Below are 18,874 nucleotides of genomic sequence, written 5' to 3'. Positions count from 1 at the left end.
CATTAACTTCCGCAATAGCGCGCTTTTATAGATTTTTCTGAATTCTAATGATTAAATTTCATATGTTAATTACTTTTATTCGGTTGTTGTGAAATTGTGACATCTGTAAATTTTTAAGGACTGACCACAATGACAAATGCGCAGTTTGGAGAAAATATGGATACTCAATACAATTTAGCGATCACTACAGCTAAAGAGTGGCTAAGCAAAGATAAAAAGCAATTTATTGGTGGCCAATGGGTTCTCGGCAACTTAGAGAATAATTGGATGGTTACCAACCCTAGCAATAGAGATGTGTTGTGTAACATCCCTTTAGCTGATGAGCAGTTAGTTGAAGAAGCGACGGCTGTTGCCTCACAAGCTCACCAATCTGGTGTATGGAGTAAAGTGAGTAGGACTGAACGAGCTAAAGTTCTTCGCGATATTGCTCAAGTTATTCGTGATCATACTGAAGTCTTAGCGGTGCTAGAGACGCTACCAAACGGGAAACTTTTAACAGAGTCGTTGGCAGATGATATCCCAACTTGTGCTGATATCTTTGAGTACTATGCAGGTTGGACTGACAAGTTTTATGGCGAAACGTCACCTGTCGACCCTGAGTACCTTAACTTCACGAATAAAGAACCGGTTGGCGTATGTGCGCTTATCGCACCTTGGAACTTTCCTCTTTATCAGGCCGCGTTGAAAATTGCTCCGGCTTTAGCTATGGGGAATACGGTTATTCTTAAACCATCCGAGTTTACACCTTTGACCTCCTTATATTTGATAGAAAAAATTGTTGAAAACGTTGATATTCCAGACGGTGTTTTAAACTTAGTAATTGCTGATGGAGCGGCTTCAAATCAACTAACAGTCAGCAATAATGTGCAAAAAGTTTCCTTTACGGGCAGTACACCAATTGGACGCAAAATTATTGAGAATAGCGGCCAATCAAACATGAAATCAGTCACGCTTGAGCTTGGCGGTAAGTCTCCTTGTATCTTCTTTGAGGATACTGAAAACTTGGATGCAGCTATTGATCGTGCCTTTACTGTTATGTTCTCTCACAAAGGTGAAAAGTGCTCCGAACCAACACGATTCTTAATTCAAGAAGGAATTTATGACTATGTTCTCGAGAAACTGATTGCGAAAGCAGAGGCTGTTAAGTGTGGTGATCCGTTAGATCCTGAAAGTGAACAAGGGCCTCAATGTAATGAAGCGCAGTTCAATAAAATCATGTCTTACATTGAGATAGGTAAAACCGAAGCGAAACTGGTTGCTGGTGGTACGCGAGATACATCAAATGGGAATGATAATGGTTACTTTGTGCGACCAACGATTTTCTCAGAAGTACCTGAAGATGCCCGTATAGCTCGTGAAGAGATCTTTGGGCCAGTGCTTTCTTGTATCAAATTCAAAAGTGAAGAAGACGCCGTTAGAATAGCTAACAACACGGAATATGGACTTGCAGCAGGTATATACACATCCAATGTGACTCGCGCACATCGAATGGTTGATCAGATTGATGCTGGTATGGTGTTTGTAAACAAATATGGTTGCTATGGACTTGCCAGCCCATTTGGAGGCTTTAAACAAAGTGGCTGGGGTAAAGAAATGGCCATTCATTCGCTATCTTCTTACACAAAGACTAAGAGTATTTGGGTCTACTACGGCGAAAGCTAATCAAATATGTTGGGCGGTCCTATCCGCCCAATTAAGGAAAATCATGCAATACAGAATCGAAGTCGATAATATTGGTGAAGTGAAAATTCCGGCGTTACTCCCTTATGGTGCTCAAACACAGCGAGCTCTATATCTGTACCCCGTAGACAATCAAAAAACACTTGGCGACTACGCTTCACTTATCAACGCTGTTTTACGTATCAAATTAGCTTCTGCTCGTGTAAACAGGGAAATAGGAGAAATGGATCCAGTACTTTCATTGAACGTTGAAAACACCTGTCAGTCCATATTAGAAAACTACCAAAGGGAGCTATTCCCCGTTCACGCATTTCACGGTGGTGGTGGGATTTCCGTTAATATGAATGTCAATGAAGTCGTCGCGAACATTGTCAATCACAGTTATTATGCCCAGCCCTACGGCACTTATTCTCCCGCTCATCCGAATGATACCATTAACATGAATCATTCAACGAGCGACTGCTTGCAAACCGCAAGTCACTTGGCTGCGATTGAAGCCCTTGACCGCTTAGATATAACCATCGAGCGCTTGATATACGCGCTTGAGTATTTAATAGCGAATCACAGCGACAGTTCTAAACTCGCCAGAACCTGTATGCAGGATGCTGTCACGATTGAGTTTAAACAATTCTGGAGCGGTTACTTAGCATCACTACACACCTATCAAATGCACCTTAAAGCGTGTCGCAATGACCTTCAGGCTGTTAATTTAAGCGGTAATATTATTGGTCGAAGTGGTGACTGTTCAACAGCTTATGCCGAGCGTTGCATCTCAGTACTTTCAGACGTTACCGGTATAGAGCTTCGCAAGAACGATAACTTGTTTCAATCCAGCCAATCATTCGATGCTCAAACTAATTGCGTGAGCCAAGTGGAGAACTTAGCGGGCTTTATTATCAAGATCGCGAAAGACCTGCGTCTGATGTCTTCCGGTCCAGAGGGCGGTTTATCGGAAATTACGCTTCCAGCAGTACAGGCTGGTTCAAGTGCTATGCCTGGGAAAGTAAACCCTACGATTCCCGAGTTTGCCATTCAGTCTGCTATGCAAGCACAAGGGCATTGTTACTCATCTAAACAAGCACATATCCATGGAGAGTTAGATTATAACCCGTGGGGAATGCTACTGATTATCAATCTATTAGATGCGATAGATCACCTAGAGAAAGGAATTTCAGTACTAACTGAGAAGTGTATTCTCGGGATAGAAGTCAATTCAGAGACACAATCTCGTAATGAGTCTGCCTTAGTGCCACTCGTCGTACGGGTTAAGTCTAAGATTGGATACAAAGCGACTTTAGACCATGTTAAAGAGGCAAAAAACTCGACTGAATTAAAAGAGACGTTACAAGAGATACTCAAGCGGTGACCTCTACTCATTAATAGCAAATAATACTGTAACCGGAATGCTAGATTGTGGCACCCAGTCTATTAAAGCGTGCTCTAATCTTTTGATGTCACTCCACCTACTAGTGACAGTTCTGTAGACATTATTCAGATTAGAATAAATAGGCCAAGTACCTATCTGCAAAGCATCACACGAAAGTTATGTAGCTTGTAATGGGGCACTTTTGAGTTCCAAAAGTGCCAACTGTGAAGACTCTGGACAAATGGGGTTAATGTAAGGCTCTATCGAGTTGTTAATTGAGCCCCGTTTTATCGCTGTTCAAGCACTTATCTCAGCGTTAAGGAAGCGTTAAGGAAGCGTCAAGGAAGCGTTAAGGAAGCGTTCTAGTATAAGAATAATAAAGCGCTTTCTTGAGTGATTATTTGTTAAAAAAACTAGCCACTGCATTTGCTGAAAGCGTTACTGCTTCTGGTTTGTAGTAAAAATCAACGTGGCTAAACTTACCTAAAGCCAGTACTTCATGCTCATTGGTTAACTTTTCAATAAACGCTGTTGAGCAAATTGCGGTTGGCGCATCCTGACCATAAACAACTAGCGTTGGCTGTACTATTTTGTCAGCGTAGTGCTCACAAAGAGAGAATAAGGATTGCATTGGTTGATCTGCCACATGTATGTTGGTGAAATTCTCGACTGCTACAGGACCTCGATAGCCATCACGACCATAGTAATCATATGTTTCACCTGCCATTTCCGGAAAGGCAGCTTCTCCAACAAACTCCTCTTTTGACTGTTCGTCATTTAAGCCAAATGGGGCCACATAGGCAGCTTTACCGGTTTCAAACATTTTCTGCTTAGAATCGTTTGCAGCTGCAATCATTTGATGAACGGTTGCTTTATCTGTCCATTGGAATGCATCCGCTGCCATCATGCCTGAAACAAGCGCCATCTTTTTAATACGATGGTCCGTCACCGCTGAAGAAGCCATAATTGAACCGCCCTGACAGACACCCAGACCGTAGATTTCATCGACATATGGTAGCGAGCTTAAGAATGAAACCGCATCCCACGTATTTTCTATTAAACGGAACATGTAACGAGACTGCATATACTCACCAGGAAGTGACGGAGAGTCACCCATACCTAGGTAATCAAATGCAAGGAAGATAAAACCACGCTCTGCCATTTCAGCACCATAAGTTGCTAGCACTTGCTCTTTCACTTGTGGAAACGGGCTTGCACCTAGGATAGCTTTGTACTTCTTGTTTACGTCAAATCCCGCAGGTACATAGAGATTACCAACCAGATCTACACCAAATGATTTGAAAGTTACTTGTTTAATATTCATATTCCTACCTTTTGTTTCTGCTACTTTATTGAATTTGCATTATTCGCTTTCAAACACTGGAATTAATTCTAGTGTTGCCGCTTCGTGCTTTTTTGTGTCAAACGTTAGACGCATTATTGGATATAGAAGCCCCAATAACTTCCGATAAGCTGAGTTGACTCGGGACGTCACCATCGATAGGTCATTAGGAACTTTGCCATTGACTAACACCTCTAGGTCACCGACTCTCATCGCTCCATTGGGTTCGCCGTCCAAGCTTGGATTATTGATAAATGCGTCATACCAACTTCGCTCGTTGAACTTATACTGTCTGACAAAAAAACGGCCATCGGTTTGTACAATGGTGATATCTATAAAACGGTGATCGCCACATCTAATCTGATGAACTTTTTTCCTGTCAACGGCTTGAATCAATTGACTTAATTGTTCTTCCTTTTGTCGCATAGTTATCACCTCATAAGCTGTCTGGTAATTGATAAGGCTATCTTAGGTGGTACGCTTCGATATAGCAGTGCACAAAACTGCAAGACTTGTATACAGAATGACGAGGCAGAGTTAATACATCTGGTGATGCGGGAAGTGTTATTATTGAGCACTTGCTACTTCGAGCATAGCCTTCTCAAGGCTTTGATAGTATGGGTTCCAAGTCAATCGAGCATGCACCTTACCCTCCTCTTCATAACCCCAAGCCGACAACCACACTTCACCTCCTTTCTCGCAATAGGCTACCGCGTCACTGTCCATGCTATTCATACACATCGTGTAGGTTGCATCTTGTCCGTAATAAGCATTGCTTGGAGCAAATAAAGGACTCATGTGAGATGCCGTACTAATCCTCAACCCATCCAACTTCATACTCGATACCGTCACGGTTTCCTGCCCAATATTAGACTCACCATACCAAAGCAGTTGATTACTCGGATGTGTAAAGCGTTGTTGATATAGAGCATTTACCGCTTCTGGGTCGATAATACTGTCCGCCTCACTCAACACAATTAGAGTGGGGATCTCCACTTGATTCTCTTTCAATAACTCTCTTAGCTTTGCTGCACTTTGTGAGTATGCTATTGCTCCATTTAGCGGTGCAGAGTTATAGCGAGTAAAGTTGTCCTCATCAGTGGTGTAGCCATCAAAAAAGATGGAAGCGATAGGTGCTAACTTTTCAAGATATGGCGTTTGAGACTGAAAGCCTGGAGAGAACAGTAACAAGCCATCAATACCTCCATTTTCGATAGCATGAATTGTGACGAGGTTGCCTCCTGTAGAAAAACCGCCCAACCAGACCTCTTCGTATTGTTGTTTCAATAAACCAGCGTAATGATCAACGATAGTTTGCCAATCGTTATAGCTTGGCAGGGTTAAGTCACTTGGCTTGCTCCCATGACCTGGAAGTAGCAACACTTCCACATGAAACCCTTGCACACGCAACGAAGGAGCAATGTCCGAAAAGCTATATGGTGAATCACCCAAACCGTGTACCAGTAAAACGGCCTTGTTTGTCTTGTGTTTCGGTGTCAATTCGAATGGCATGTTCATAGTAATTTCCTTATCGTGGTCATCACTGATGTAACTACGATTTTCCGCTAGCCACTTCTCTGTCACCATTAAATAATCGGAAAATGACGGCTGAATATAATCGTAATAATCCTGTGACTGACTTAGCGAAGTTGAAGAACCAGAAATACAACCGGCTAATGAAAAAACAACGCTAAGTAACAGCAACTTGTATAGATTTGCAGACATACCTTTGGAAAACCTCTCTTGTCAGAGCGCAATTGCTCCGTCGATTAGAAGGTCATAATAAGTGGTGGCTATAATTTAAGCAGTGCACAAAACCACGAGAGTTGTATACAAATCCCCGAAATTGATCATTTCGTTGTTTTGTATACATATTAAGGAGTTTTATATACTGTATTTCTGCTTAGACTGACGCATAGTAGTTAGCGCAATGATCAACGTTATCGTCGGCTATTGTTTATGACTGATGCCAGCATTGCGTTACACCATGAGGTTCAATAATGAAAAAATTCCACTTTGAAACGATTGCAGAACAAAATGCAGCACTTGGTTTACGTCCACCAGAGCACCCTCTTGTTGATGTAATAAAAATGAGCTCAAACAATGATGATAACCAGCTAAATTGTGAACAAGAGTTGGCGCTATCCACCAGTTTCTATTCGATATCGCTCAAACACATTATTTCTGGTGAACTCATGTATGGCCGCACAAAGTACGACTGCTCGAATGGTACTATGCTGTTTTTTGCACCTAATCAAGAAGTATCAGCAAGTGGGATTAAAGTTGATGCAGTAGCTCGAACTATCTGTTTCCATCCGGACTACATTCGTGGCCACAAACTACAAGATGAACTGAAGCAATATCAGTTCTTCAATTATTCCGTCAATGAAGCGCTGCACCTTTCTCCAAAGGAAGAGCGACATATGGCAAATATGTTTGATACGCTTGAGATTGAAAACAGCAATTGCTTAGATGCCTTCAGTAAAGACCTAATTCTCTCGCAAATCAGTACGTTATTGATGTATGCCAATCGTTACTATCACCGACAGTTCTTGATGCGCAAAGAAACAGATACATCGGTATACGATAGGTTTTCAAATCTATTGGAGGCTCGATTAGAAGCTGTTGTTAGTCAATCGGAAACTATTCCTGAAGTTGAAGATATGGCGCGAGATATGAATATGACGAGTCGCTACTTAAGTGATGCCCTCAAGGCAGAAACCGGAAAGACAACCAAAGACTGGATTCATTACGCTTTGATTGAAAAGTCAAAGGATCGCTTGCTTTCAAGTAAGGATTCTGTCGCGACTATTGCATATAGTCTTGGCTTTGAATATCCACAGTATTTTTCGCGTTTATTCAAAAACAAAGTAGGAATGACACCATCTGAATATCGAGCAGAGAACATTCGTCATTAATCGGAATTTTGGATGACGAATGTCCTAAGGTAGATACGAAACACGAAAAGGGACATAAACTCGTTAATCTTTCACAAAACCACGATAGGTGATTGGCTGATATAGCTTAAAAGCACTAAGAACTCTTTATTGTTTCCATCTATTATCAACAAAATCTATAAAGTATTTCCTTAACAAGGTGACTTGTCGAAGAGTCCGGCTAACATTACAGTGACCAAATCGATTGGGCAGTTTGTTGTTATGTGCCAGTCCATGACAAGAATTTATCTGTTGTTATTCAGATAAAAATCTATTGAATAACTAGGAGCTTAGAATGAGCAAAGTGATCTTAATTACTGGAGCAACCGATGGTATTGGGTTAGCAACTGCCAAGGATTTAATAAAGCTAAATCATACAGTTATCATTCACGGTCGAACGCCAGCCAAAGTTTCAGGCGTCGTTGATCAGTTACTGGAATTGAATTCAGATGCGAAAGTAGAAACGATCATTGCTGATTTATCTGATCTCAACCAAATAAACAAAATGGCTGATGAGGTTTCTCAGCGATTCTCTCAAATCGATGTCCTCATTAATAATGCCGGCGTATTTACAGCTCCCGCAACTAAGACTGAAGATAATCTCGACATTCGTTTTGTCGTCAATACTATTGCCCCTTATCGTCTTACACAGGCTTTAATTCCATTGCTTGCTGCTAACGGACGTGTGGTTAACTTATCTTCGGCAGCACAAGCCACTGTCAACTTGGATGCATTGCGAGGAAACAAGCCACTCGGTGATTCAGATGCATACGCGCAAAGTAAACTCGCTCTTACTATGTGGTCTCGCGCGTTGGGATTACGCTATGGGCAAACAGGACCAATGATTGTGTCTGTTAATCCGAAGTCATTTTTGGGAAGTAAAATGGTGAAAGATGCATATGGTATTGCAGGAAATGACTTAGCTCTCGGTGCTGATATTCTAGTTCGAGCATCGCTGTCCGATGAATTCGCGCATGCACATGGCAAGTATTTTGATAATGATTTAGAAAACTTTGCCGCACCGCATCCTGATGCATTAAATGAAACGAAAACTGAACAAGTATTATCCGTTATTGAAATGTTATCTGCTAGATAGACTCATATAGGAATAAAAAGGTTAGCCAACAATATCGTGTCGAAAGGTTAACCTTTTCTATTATTAATATTCAGGATAGGCAGCAACTATAAAAATAGAGTAATAGACCTAGCCATTATCGCAATTCTTGACAAAACCATGACAAAACCTCGACTGTGGTAACCAACTGATTCCTATAACCTTCCCGCTCCGTTCAAACCCAAAATAAAAACTATGATTATATTTACCATTGATTCTTTTAAAGAGGTTTTTCATATTCATACCTCAATGAAGAATAACCAGTTTAGTACTCAATATTTCAACGATGGCAACAAGCTTCATAAGTTGAAAGGAATAAGTATTAAAAAAGACGTGTTTGATGTATCGGGAATGTACCATGAAGTTATTACTGGCTGCACATTTGAGTTTTACAGTCGATCTGACATCAAAGTTAAAATCGTCGAAGGTGAGTTTCACGTCGAAGACATAGAGCTTTCACGACAAACTACGACAGATTATGGTGTCTGTACCTCAGCATCTGAGTTCTGCTTTTAGCTAAACCATAAAAAAACTGACTAGCATGTGCTAGTCAGTTTAAACGTATTAAAGATGACTTCATCAGTTATTGAATCTGAGCACCTTGTTCTACCCATTCTCCAATTAACATACGTTCCTCATCTGTCATCTGAGTTAGATTACCTAACGGCATTACCTTCGTCGTCACGGTTTGCGCGACAATGCGTGGTACATTCACTTTGATCTCTTCAGGCGTATCCAGAATCACGCCAGCCGGAGCGGTTTGGAATGCAGCATGTGTTGGCGTTGCAGAGTGACATACCGAACAGCGCTCTTGAATGACATCATTAATTTGTGCAAAGGCAATTGTGCCATCATCTGCTTGAGCCGCAATATCGGCTGAGGCTTGCATGTCTGCATGATGATCACCAGCTTCAACCACAGGTGCTTTTGCGACAGGGGCAGCTGGTTTGTTGGCATAAGGCGATGTAACAAAGGCTAGCGTTACCATACCCAAAGCAGCAGCAGGTATTGTCCATGCGAACTTCTGGCTACCATGACGTGTATTAAAGTAGTGACGGACCAAGATACTAAATACTGATAGCGCAGCCAAAATTGCCCAGTTGTATTCAGAACCATATGTGCTTGGGAAATGGTTGCTGATCATGATGAACAACACTGGCAAAGTCAGATAGTTATTGTGTCGTGAACGTAACAGGCCTTTTGCTGGCAATGTAGGGTCCGGCTCTTGATTGTTTTCAATCGCTTTCACTAAAGCACGTTGCGCAGGCATGATGACGAAGAACACGTTACCAACCATGATGGTACCAATGATAGCGCCTACGTGGATGTAAGCACCACGTCCACTGAACACCTGCGACAAACCATAGGCTGCACCTACCAACCCTAGGAACAACACGATACCTAACAGTACCGGCGTTTTGCCCAAAGGCGAGTTACACAGTAGGTTGTAGATTACCCAACCAGAGATAAGCGCAGCAATACCGATCATAATCGCTGTTGTTGAGTCAATGCCCGAGCCAGGTGCTACTAAGTAGATTTCAGCATTAAGGTAATACACTACGCCCAGTAGCAAGACACCAGTAATCCAAGTAAAGTAAGCTTCCCACTTAAACCAGTGAAGGTTTTCTGGCATTTTTGGTGGTGCCAGTTTGTATTTCTCAAGATGGTAAATACCACCGCCGTGAATCGCCCACAAATCGCCAGATAGGCCGTCTCTAGGGTTAGTACGATTGAGATTGTTCTCAAGCCAAACGAAGTAGAAAGACGCTCCAATCCATGCGATACCTACAATCATATGGGCCCAACGAATCATCAGGTTGAGCCATTCTGTCATGTGCGGATCCATAACACACTCCTCAAAAGCAGCTTAGACAGTCGCTTGCTGCTTGTCCTTATCTTGTTTCGTCTTATCGATGTCTTGCGGCAAATCCTTCAAGTCCAACTGTACAAGGTTCTCTTCAAAGAACACTTCATCACAGTTATGCCCTTCCCCAGCTCTATCGACGATCAGAAATTTATCTTGGTCGGTCAGAGCCAAAACAGGATGGTGCCAAACTCCTTTGTGATAGTTGACCCCTTGACGACCGTTACTATAGAAAGCTCGGCAGTCAGTCAAAGAAGGATTGTCGCCTTTTGGTGCGACAACGATAAGATACGGTTGACCAAGCAATGGTATAAAAGCCTGTGAACCCAGAGGGTGTCGCTCTAACATTGAAATAGTGAGCGGATACTGAAGCGGGGTCGCTTGGAAGATACTCATGATCGCACGCCCCCCCAGCTCTTCAACATCGGCTTCAGCTAACTTATGGTAGCGACGAGTCGAACCATTATTGATCATAAAATAGTCACTATTTTCAACTTCAATCACATCACCAAACTGCTCAAATGCGGCTTTAGTGAGTGGCTCAATAGTTAGATGGCAAATACCATTACTCATAAAAATTCCCTCTATTAAGTTTAGTCTGCTTTTGTACCAAATAGGCGTAAGCGACTAATACCACCATCAGGGAAGATGTTTAGTCTTACATGGGTAACTGGACCAATCTCGTTAACCTCAGCTACAAACTCATGAATATCGTGTGCGTTCAGTTTTTGAGAAGGAAGTAGCTCCTTCCAAAATAAACTCTGAGTGGCGACTTGATCATCTGTTCCACCTTTCACGTAAGCGGCTTGAATTGAGCAGCTATCTGGGTAGTTACCTTTGAAGTGCGCTGTATCAACAACAACACGACCAACATTACCCGCATGTCCAAGTGCCACAATCACCCAGTCGTTACCCGGTGTTCTGCGTCGAGCGGTCTCCCAACCATCACCCATGTTTTCACCACGACCAGGGCCAAGGATATTTGACTTGTTACCATAGTGCTCATCACTACAAGCCAACGCACGACCACCATTTTCTACGGCCGCCAAGTCAACTTGTTGCAACTCGTCGATAGCATTCCAATCTACACTAGGGCTTCCGTAGACACGAAGACGCGCTACACCACCGTCTGGATAGATGTTAAGACGAACATGGGTATATACTTTGTCGCTGTCAATTTCGTTTAGATGGTGCTTGTCACCTTCTAGACTTTGTGACGGTAGAATTTCTTCCCAGCCTTCCGCATGAGTGGGATCAGCATCTGGGCTATAAATGGCGTCAACAGACGCTGACGGAGGGAAGTTACCTGTGAAAAATGAGGTATCGATATCAAGGCCTGCAATCGTTCCCGCTAAACCGAGCTTAACCACACAGAAGTCATAACCTTCGCCACGTTTACGGCGGCTTTCCCAGCCGTCCATCCATTTGCCATTGTCGTCATAAAGGTCGTCTTTCCACTCAGGTGCTTCTCGACGAAGTAAACGACTCTTGTCAGCAAAAAAGTCATCGGTAGCGTATAGCGCTTCTGCGCCTAGTTTGTCATCTGCAAGGTTGATGTATTGTTCAATATTCAAAGACATTTCCTGTCATCCAGTTCAATTAATCCAATTAATAATAAAATGAGTACCTGCTTGCTCGTCGCCATTATCGGCCTCTGCCGACGCGCTCATTGCTTAGATTTTCCAGCTTAGGCTTTCGAGCTTAGGTTAATAAAAGAGATAGTCGCCTTTCCTTTGACTTACATATCTCTCAAGCGAAATAACGCTATCTTGTTGATTTCGTTAAGCGCAGTAGCAAACTCAGTTTCACTATCATTGCCTAATCGCATCTCGAACGATTCAAGAATTTGGTAACGATTGGCCCCTTTAACCGCCATGATAAAGGGAAAGTTGAAGCGATTTTTGTAGCTGTTGTTGTAAGTAGTAAATTTGGCAAATTCCTCTTCGGAGCACTGGTCAATACCAGCACCAGCCTGCTCGGCTGTAGATGCCGCGGTAAGTTCTCCATTGACCGCTGCTCTACCGGCTAAATCTGGGTGAGCGTTGATCAAGTCGAGTTGTTTTTGCTCAGGCGCATTAAGCAGCGTCATCGACATTTTCAAATGTAAACTTTCTATATGGTTATCATCTGCATCCAATCCAGCGTCAAAAACGGACTCAGCCACCCAAGGACTGTGCTCATAAATGTCAGCAAAGCTTGAGACAAACTCATCACGTACCATAGTTGTCGGTGTGCATGATTTGAATTGTGTCATTATTGAGCTCCTTGCTGTTCATCGGGTTGATATGGGTGGTGTTCATGCCAGTGTTTGGCAATATCGATGCGGCGACATAGCCACACATCTTCATGTTGACTGACGTAATCTAAAAAGCGTTTTAGCGAGGCGATACGTCCCGGACGTCCAATTAATCGGCAATGTAAGCCTACAGACATCATTTTTGGTGCAGTTTCACCTTCTTCATACAGAGTATCGAAGGTATCTTTTAGGTATTGGAAGAACTGCTCACCAGAGTTGAATCCTTGGGCGGTAGCAAATCTCATATCATTTACGTCAAGCGTGTACGGTATAACTAACTGGGGTCTCCCTGCCTCTGTGTGCCAGTAAGGAAGATCATCATCATAGGCATCAGAGTCGTAAAGGAATCCGCCTTCTTCTGCCACAATACGTCGTGTATTTGGACCGGTTCTTCCGGTATACCAACCAAGCGGACGTTCACCCGTCACCTGCTTAATAATCTCTATCGCCTTGATCATATGATCGCGCTCTTGCGATTCATCAGTATATTGGTAGTCGATCCAACGATAGCCGTGACTGCATATCTCATGCCCCGCTTCTTTCATTGCCACAGCGACTTCAGGATAGCGCTCAACCGCCATCGCAACCGCGAAAATGGTTAGTGGAATATCATACTGCTCGAACAACCTAAGCACACGCCATACACCTGCACGGCTTCCGTATTCGTAAATCGATTCCATACTGATGTGACGCTCACCTTTTATTGGCATAGCACCCGGAATTTCTGATAGGAATGATTCCGATTCATCATCTCCGTGCAGTAGGCAACGCTCACCGCCTTCTTCATAATTCAATACAAAGGAAACCGCGATTCGTGCGTTATTTGGCCACTTAGGGTGAGGGGGATTCGCTCCGTAGCCGATGAGATTGCGCGAATAATCCTTATTCATCCACAGACTCCTTCTTGGTTCTTTTCTGCACTCTCTTTGGAGTGCGCTTTCACTCTTTGGTTTACTTAATTGTATACAATAATTTATCTCAATGTAAAGATTTTGTTTATCAAATTACATTTTGGAAACATAATGCTATTTTTCAACAAGTTATAATTGAATGATTTTTAACCATCACTATTTTAGTGCATGTTCCGCCCATATTTAGCACTGTTTTGATGCAACATTTTCATAACATAAACCTTTACTAATGGCGTAAATTGTGTACATATTAATATCAATAGAATTAAACAGACCTGATTTTTGTATACAGAATTACAAGATGACATTAAAGGAGCGTGTGTAAGCACGAAGCAATTATGGGACGACTAACAACGCATGTACTAGACACCGCAAATGGTGTGCCTGGGTCAGAGATCCAAGTGGATCTTTTCCGTATTGAAGGTGAAGAAAGTCAGTTTATTAAGAGCGTAATGACGAACTTCGATGGCCGAACTGATTCTCCTATTCTTGAAGGCGATGACTTTGTCGCTGGAAAATATCAACTCATTTTTCATGTCGCTCCTTACTTTGAACGTAAAGGTGTCGAGCTAGACCAAGTTCCTTTCCTTGACGATATCGTAATTCGCTTTGGATTGAATGATGAGGATGCGCATTATCATGTGCCTCTGCTCGCCTCCCCTTACAGTTTTTCAACCTACAGAGGCAGTTGATCGCTGTAGCAACCTTCTCCTAGCAAGTGCAAGACAACAACAGGCAGCCTTGCACTTCTAAGAGCTCGCTCTTTTGCGAAAGAGCAATAAGTAAATTGGAATGAACCTACTCTCTTTGGAGAATGGCACTAGTGCTGGAGTGACTCTGCAGCAAGGTGTCATGGGTACTGCTGTTTTCAATTTAAGGAAAAGCAACAAACTTTATACCCAATTTCTACATTAAGGGTATTGTGTAAAGGACTTACTCAAATGAATGAAAGCAAAGCAGAAGTGCTCAACGAATCGGCTGGAAATGGCGTGCTTGAACGCTTTTTCAAGATAAAGCAACACGGTTCGAGCGTTAAAAATGAGCTCGTCGGAGGTGTAACGACCTTTGCTACTATGGCGTACATTATTTTCGTCAACCCAAGCATTATGGCGGCCTCTGGAATGGATCAGGGAGCGGTCTTCGTCGCCACCTGTATTGGTGCAGCCATTGGCTGTTTACTCATGGGGCTGTTTGCTAACTGGCCCGTTGGACTCGCGCCCGGTATGGGTCTTAACGCTTTCTTCTCTTTCACTGTCGTCAGTGAAATGGGATACAGCTGGGAAGTGGCACTCGGAGCGGTATTTATCTCCGGTATTCTCTTTGTCGGTATGAGCTTCTATAAGATACGACAGTGGATCATTGAGAGTATTCCTGAAAGTTTACGTTACTCGATGACGGCAGGTGTCGGTCTCTTCTTGGGTCTTATCGGCCTGAAAACCGCAGGTATTGTTGTTGAAAACCCAGCAACGTTGGTCTCTCTAGGTGACTTCACTAAACCAGATGCGCTTTTGGCTGCTATTGCCTTCTTGATCATTGCGGTGCTCAGTGAGCGTCGCGTGTTCGGTGCGGTATTAATCGGTATTCTGAGCGTTACTATTGTTGGCATGATGTTGGGTCTTGTTCAATACAATGGCTTCTTCTCTGCACCACCAAGCATTGCCCCAACCTTTATGGCGATGGACATTTCAGGCGCACTTAACGTTTCTATGGTCAGTGTGATTCTTGCTTTCCTTTTTGTGAACATGTTCGACACAGCAGGTACGCTAATGGGTGTCGCTGAGCGAGCTCACCTAATCAACAAAGAAACAGGCAAAATTGAAGGGCTAAGCAAGGCACTTAAAGCCGATAGTATTTCTAGTGTTGCTGGTGCATGTGTGGGTTGTCCACCAGTGACCAGTTATGTAGAAAGTGCCGCAGGTGTAGCTGCAGGCGCTAGAACTGGTCTATCCGCGATTGTCGTTGCCGCTCTTTTCCTAGCGGCAATCTTCCTTTCTCCATTAGCCGGTATGATTCCTTCTTATGCTACAGCTGGCGCTCTTATTTATGTCGCGTTCGTCATGATGAGTAGTATGCAGCATGTTGATTGGAAAGACTTTACCAATGGTGCTCCAGCAGCCATTACAGCGCTAATGATGCCACTTACTTTCTCTATCGCTAATGGTATCGCTCTTGGTTTTATCACTTACACCGTTCTTAAAGTAGCAACGGGCAAAACCAAAGATGTCTCTATTTCAATGTACCTATTAAGCGCCATTTTCGTTGCCAAACTGGTATTCATTGGCTAACCCAAAATCAAGCGGTAATCGCGCCTTAACGGTTACCGCTTGTTTTTAACCCTGCCGTTTAGGTCAGCACAAAGGACGAGCAGGATTACTATCACTACGCAGTTTGTAGAAGTCACCATGTCACCACCAAGGAAGAGTCGATTCATCGCTCTCTAAAGGAATAAGTATGAAACTTCTGTACACCCTGAACCAAAAACCGCCTCACGGCATGACCTTTTTACTGGCCGTCCAACATATGCTGGCCTCTATCGGTGGTATCGTCGCTGTACCATTAATTGTTGGCGCTTCCATTGGCCTACCTAACGACGAAATTGTCTCCCTCATTAACGCCGCCTTACTGGCATCTGGTATCGTCACCATCGCACAATGTGTCGGTTTCGGCCCTATCGGAATTAAGCTACCTGTTGTTATGGGTTCAAGCTTTGCCTTTCTTGGTGTTGCCATCTCCATAGGTAAAGATTCTGGCGTATCCGGCATTATGGGTGCAGCGTTGGTTGGCTCGTTTGTCGTCATATTAGCTAGCTTCTATATGGACAAAGTTCGTAAGCTCTTCCCAACTGTTGTAAGTGGAGTTGTGGTCACCTTAATCGGGCTGACCATACTCCCCGTTGCCATGAACTGGGTCGGAGACGCCCCCGCCGTTAGTAGTGAATTTGCTACCTTGCCTAAGCTGTTTCTTGCCGCTGTGTCACTTGGTATTGTGATTGCGGTATCGGTTTATTGTAAAGGTGCGGTTGCGGCTTCAGCTATTGTTATCGGCCTTGCCGGTGGTTACATCGTAGCGCTGTCCATGGGAATGGTTGATCTCAACCAAATAAGCACCGCTGAATGGGTAGGTGGTCCAGAACCGTTTAAATATGGTCTTACATTCTCAGCCAGCGCCATTGTCAGTATGAGTTTGGTTTATATAGTTGTCATCGCCGAAGCGACTGGTGACTTTATGGCACTCGCAAACAACTGTCACACCAAGATTGATGGTAAAGACCTTAAGCGCGGATTGCTTGGCGATGGTCTGGGCAGCACACTTGCGTCATGCTTAACGGCTATGCCACTGGCATCATTCAGTCAAAACGTAGGTATTGTTGGCATTACAGGTGTTGCGAGCCGTTACGTTGTTGCGGCAACGGGTGGATTGCTCATCTTGGGTGGTTTGTTCCCGAAACTGGCAGCGATTGCAGTAACGATTCCAAAACCGGTGTTAGGCGGTGTGGGTTTTGTCATGTTTGGCATGATAGCTTACGCGGGCATTCGCATGCTTATTAAAGCAGCTGACACTAAACGGAATGCTCTTGTCATCTGCGTTGGTTTAGCATCAGGACTGGCAGTCACGTTTGAGCCACGCTTACTTCAACATTTCCCTCATGAACTTTCAAACTTCCTTCACTCAGGGATTACAACTGGTACGATCGTCACCGTACTTTTGCATCAGTTCTTGCCAAAATCAAGCAAGCGCGAAGAGCAAGAAGCACACGAAGAAAGCCGTGCTATGGTTAAGCAAGAGATTCATGAACTTCAGCAACAAGAAGAAAACCAAGAAATATCACAGACAGAGCTGTCTGCAAAAGGTAATAATTAAGAACAGCTAACAATACAGTGGCTACAACTGTCGTGCTCTAGGACATGGCTTAATCAATGACATAGAGCACCTTACATCAACTAAAAACTTAAAAAAGACCCTCTTCCCTGAAAAGGCTGAGATGGCTAAGGATTACTATGAATGGAAACCGTATGGATTAAGAATCCACTTGCTATTTACACTGGCACTACAGAAGACGCTGGCGGCGGTATCGTTGTACAAGGCAGTCGAATTGTCGAGCTAGTAGCAAGCAACCAAGAACCCACCACAACCATTACGGCGGTTATCGACGCATCACAACATGTCGTCACTCCAGGGCTCGTGAATGCCCACCATCATTTTTATCAAACGCTAACTAGAGCTTACCCCGATGCGCTCAACAAAGAGCTGTTTCATTGGCTAAAAAGCTTGTATCCAGTATGGGCAAATCTCGACGAAGAGATGATGAGTGTCGCTACAGAATTAGCACTTGTTGAGCTATTGCTCTCTGGCTGTACGACAGCCTCGGATCACCACTATTTAATCCCGACTGGCCTTGAACATGCGATAGATTTGCAAGTTGAAGCCGCGCAAAAGCTCGGAATAAGAGCCATATTTACTCGCGGTTCGATGAGTTTAGGGGAAGATGATGGCGGACTACCACCGCGTCACACAATACAAACTGAACAGACCATCGTTGATGACAGCTTGCGCTTGATCAATAGCTATCATCAACGTGAAGATGGAGCGATGACTCAAATCGCGCTCGCACCTTGTTCGCCATTTTCTGTGACCACTGATTTAATGAAAGAAACGGCACGAATCGCCAAAAATGAATCGGTGATGACACATACGCATCTCTGCGAAACATTGGACGAAGAAGATTTCTGTCTTGAGAAGTTTGGTATGCGTCCGGTAGATTACCTTGAGGACGTAGGTTGGCTTAATGAGCGCACTTGGTTAGCTCACGGTATCCATTTTAACAGTGAAGAGATTCGCAGACTTGGTAAAGCAGAGGTAGGAATAAGTCACTGCCCTACTTCTAATATGATGTTAGCGTCCGGTATCTGTAAAAATAACGAGCTTGAGAAAGCTGGCGTGAAAGTAGGCTTGGGTGTAGATGGTTCAGCCTCCAACGACGGTTCAAACCTAATAGCGGAGGTTCGTATGGCGATGTATTTGCAACGCCTTCGCTATGGCTCTAACAACGTAACACACTTTGACGCGCTTCGCTGGGCAACATCAGGATCAGCGCGCGCCATGGGTCGCACAGATATAGGCGAACTCTCCGTCGACAAACAAGCAGATATTGCCATGTTTAAGCTCGATGACATTCGCTTCTCTGGCAGCCACGATCCACTCGCTGCTCTACTATTGTGCGGAGCTCAACAGGCAGACCGTGTGATGGTGGCTGGTCAATGGCGAGTTCACGATGGTGCTGTTATGGGCGTGGATATGCCACAGCTCATTGAGCGACATAAAGCCGCCGCACTTCGCTTAAGACAAGCAGCAATAAGTATGTAGC

Annotated in this window: 17 protein-coding genes; 9 read left to right on the top strand and 8 right to left on the bottom strand. The window is 43.7% G+C overall.

Annotated features, from left to right (window positions below):
- The first annotated feature begins 129 nt into the window (after positions 1–129).
- On the top strand, positions 130–1,662 hold the full coding sequence (locus tag HOP38_RS06835) for an aldehyde dehydrogenase family protein (RefSeq protein WP_239919895.1): 1,533 nt from the start codon (positions 130–132) through the stop codon (positions 1,660–1,662).
- A 43-nt stretch (positions 1,663–1,705) separates the two neighbouring features.
- The gene (locus HOP38_RS06830) at positions 1,706–3,046 is read left to right on the top strand and encodes a lyase family protein (RefSeq protein WP_198557719.1); all 1,341 of its coding nucleotides are present in this window, start codon (positions 1,706–1,708) and stop codon (positions 3,044–3,046) included.
- A 397-nt stretch (positions 3,047–3,443) separates the two neighbouring features.
- Here the strand turns inward: HOP38_RS06830 and HOP38_RS06825 are convergent, their stop codons facing one another.
- The 3 genes from HOP38_RS06825 to HOP38_RS06815 form a co-directional block, all read right to left on the bottom strand.
- Positions 3,444–4,370, bottom strand: coding sequence for an alpha/beta hydrolase (locus HOP38_RS06825; RefSeq protein WP_198557718.1), 927 nt, complete (start codon positions 4,368–4,370; stop codon positions 3,444–3,446).
- Between the two features lie 39 nt (positions 4,371–4,409).
- Positions 4,410–4,814: a hypothetical protein gene (locus tag HOP38_RS06820; RefSeq protein WP_031496773.1), complete on the bottom strand. Its 405-nt coding sequence runs from the start codon at positions 4,812–4,814 to the stop codon at positions 4,410–4,412.
- 141 nt (positions 4,815–4,955) lie between these two features.
- Positions 4,956–6,113, bottom strand: a complete 1,158-nt coding sequence (locus tag HOP38_RS06815) for an alpha/beta hydrolase (protein ID WP_198557717.1) — start codon at positions 6,111–6,113, stop codon at positions 4,956–4,958.
- Positions 6,114–6,388: 275 nt separating this feature from the next.
- Here HOP38_RS06815 and HOP38_RS06810 point away from each other — a divergent pair, with 275 nt between their 5' ends.
- The 3 genes from HOP38_RS06810 to HOP38_RS06800 all read left to right on the top strand — a co-directional run bounded on the left by HOP38_RS06810 (position 6,389) and on the right by HOP38_RS06800 (position 8,954).
- On the top strand, positions 6,389–7,306 hold the full coding sequence (locus HOP38_RS06810) for a helix-turn-helix domain-containing protein (protein ID WP_124941038.1): 918 nt from the start codon (positions 6,389–6,391) through the stop codon (positions 7,304–7,306).
- Between the two features lie 313 nt (positions 7,307–7,619).
- The gene (locus HOP38_RS06805; protein WP_198557716.1) at positions 7,620–8,420 is read left to right on the top strand and encodes an SDR family NAD(P)-dependent oxidoreductase; all 801 of its coding nucleotides are present in this window, start codon (positions 7,620–7,622) and stop codon (positions 8,418–8,420) included.
- 213 nt (positions 8,421–8,633) lie between these two features.
- A complete protein-coding gene (locus tag HOP38_RS06800) occupies positions 8,634–8,954 on the top strand; it encodes a hypothetical protein (protein ID WP_124941036.1) in 321 nt (106 codons plus the stop codon).
- 67 nt (positions 8,955–9,021) lie between these two features.
- On the opposite strand, the gene HOP38_RS06795 is transcribed toward HOP38_RS06800, so the two are convergent.
- The 5 genes from HOP38_RS06795 to puuE all read right to left on the bottom strand — a co-directional run bounded on the left by HOP38_RS06795 (position 9,022) and on the right by puuE (position 13,488).
- Positions 9,022–10,284, bottom strand: a complete 1,263-nt coding sequence (locus tag HOP38_RS06795) for a urate hydroxylase PuuD (protein ID WP_062460126.1) — start codon at positions 10,282–10,284, stop codon at positions 9,022–9,024.
- A gap of 21 nt (positions 10,285–10,305) precedes the next feature.
- The gene (locus HOP38_RS06790) at positions 10,306–10,875 is read right to left on the bottom strand and encodes an ureidoglycolate lyase (protein ID WP_124941035.1); all 570 of its coding nucleotides are present in this window, start codon (positions 10,873–10,875) and stop codon (positions 10,306–10,308) included.
- Positions 10,876–10,895: 20 nt separating this feature from the next.
- A complete protein-coding gene (alc, locus tag HOP38_RS06785; protein WP_062460123.1) occupies positions 10,896–11,882 on the bottom strand; it encodes an allantoicase in 987 nt (328 codons plus the stop codon).
- A 158-nt stretch (positions 11,883–12,040) separates the two neighbouring features.
- The gene (gene uraD / locus HOP38_RS06780; RefSeq protein WP_198557715.1) at positions 12,041–12,556 is read right to left on the bottom strand and encodes a 2-oxo-4-hydroxy-4-carboxy-5-ureidoimidazoline decarboxylase; all 516 of its coding nucleotides are present in this window, start codon (positions 12,554–12,556) and stop codon (positions 12,041–12,043) included.
- Positions 12,556–13,488: an allantoinase PuuE gene (puuE, locus tag HOP38_RS06775; RefSeq protein WP_088877161.1), complete on the bottom strand. Its 933-nt coding sequence runs from the start codon at positions 13,486–13,488 to the stop codon at positions 12,556–12,558. Before puuE ends, uraD begins: the two co-directional genes overlap by 1 nt.
- A 359-nt stretch (positions 13,489–13,847) precedes the next feature.
- On the opposite strand from puuE, the gene uraH reads away from it, so the two are divergent.
- The 4 genes from uraH (at position 13,848) to HOP38_RS06755 (ending at position 18,873) form a co-directional block, all read left to right on the top strand.
- The gene (gene uraH / locus HOP38_RS06770; protein WP_006070606.1) at positions 13,848–14,201 is read left to right on the top strand and encodes a hydroxyisourate hydrolase; all 354 of its coding nucleotides are present in this window, start codon (positions 13,848–13,850) and stop codon (positions 14,199–14,201) included.
- Between the two features lie 249 nt (positions 14,202–14,450).
- The gene (locus HOP38_RS06765; protein ID WP_006070605.1) at positions 14,451–15,794 is read left to right on the top strand and encodes an NCS2 family permease; all 1,344 of its coding nucleotides are present in this window, start codon (positions 14,451–14,453) and stop codon (positions 15,792–15,794) included.
- Positions 15,795–15,960: 166 nt separating this feature from the next.
- Positions 15,961–17,370 (top strand): nucleobase:cation symporter-2 family protein, encoded by a 1,410-nt coding sequence (locus HOP38_RS06760; RefSeq protein ID WP_006070604.1) that lies wholly within the window; start codon positions 15,961–15,963, stop codon positions 17,368–17,370.
- A 141-nt stretch (positions 17,371–17,511) separates the two neighbouring features.
- A complete protein-coding gene (locus HOP38_RS06755) occupies positions 17,512–18,873 on the top strand; it encodes an 8-oxoguanine deaminase (protein WP_198557714.1) in 1,362 nt (453 codons plus the stop codon).
- Position 18,874: the final 1 nt, after the last annotated feature.

Origin of the sequence: Vibrio mediterranei (genome assembly GCF_013364395.1) — a bacterium.
Lineage (GTDB): Bacteria > Pseudomonadota > Gammaproteobacteria > Enterobacterales > Vibrionaceae > Vibrio > Vibrio mediterranei.
This window is presented reverse-complemented; position numbering and strand designations above follow the sequence as displayed.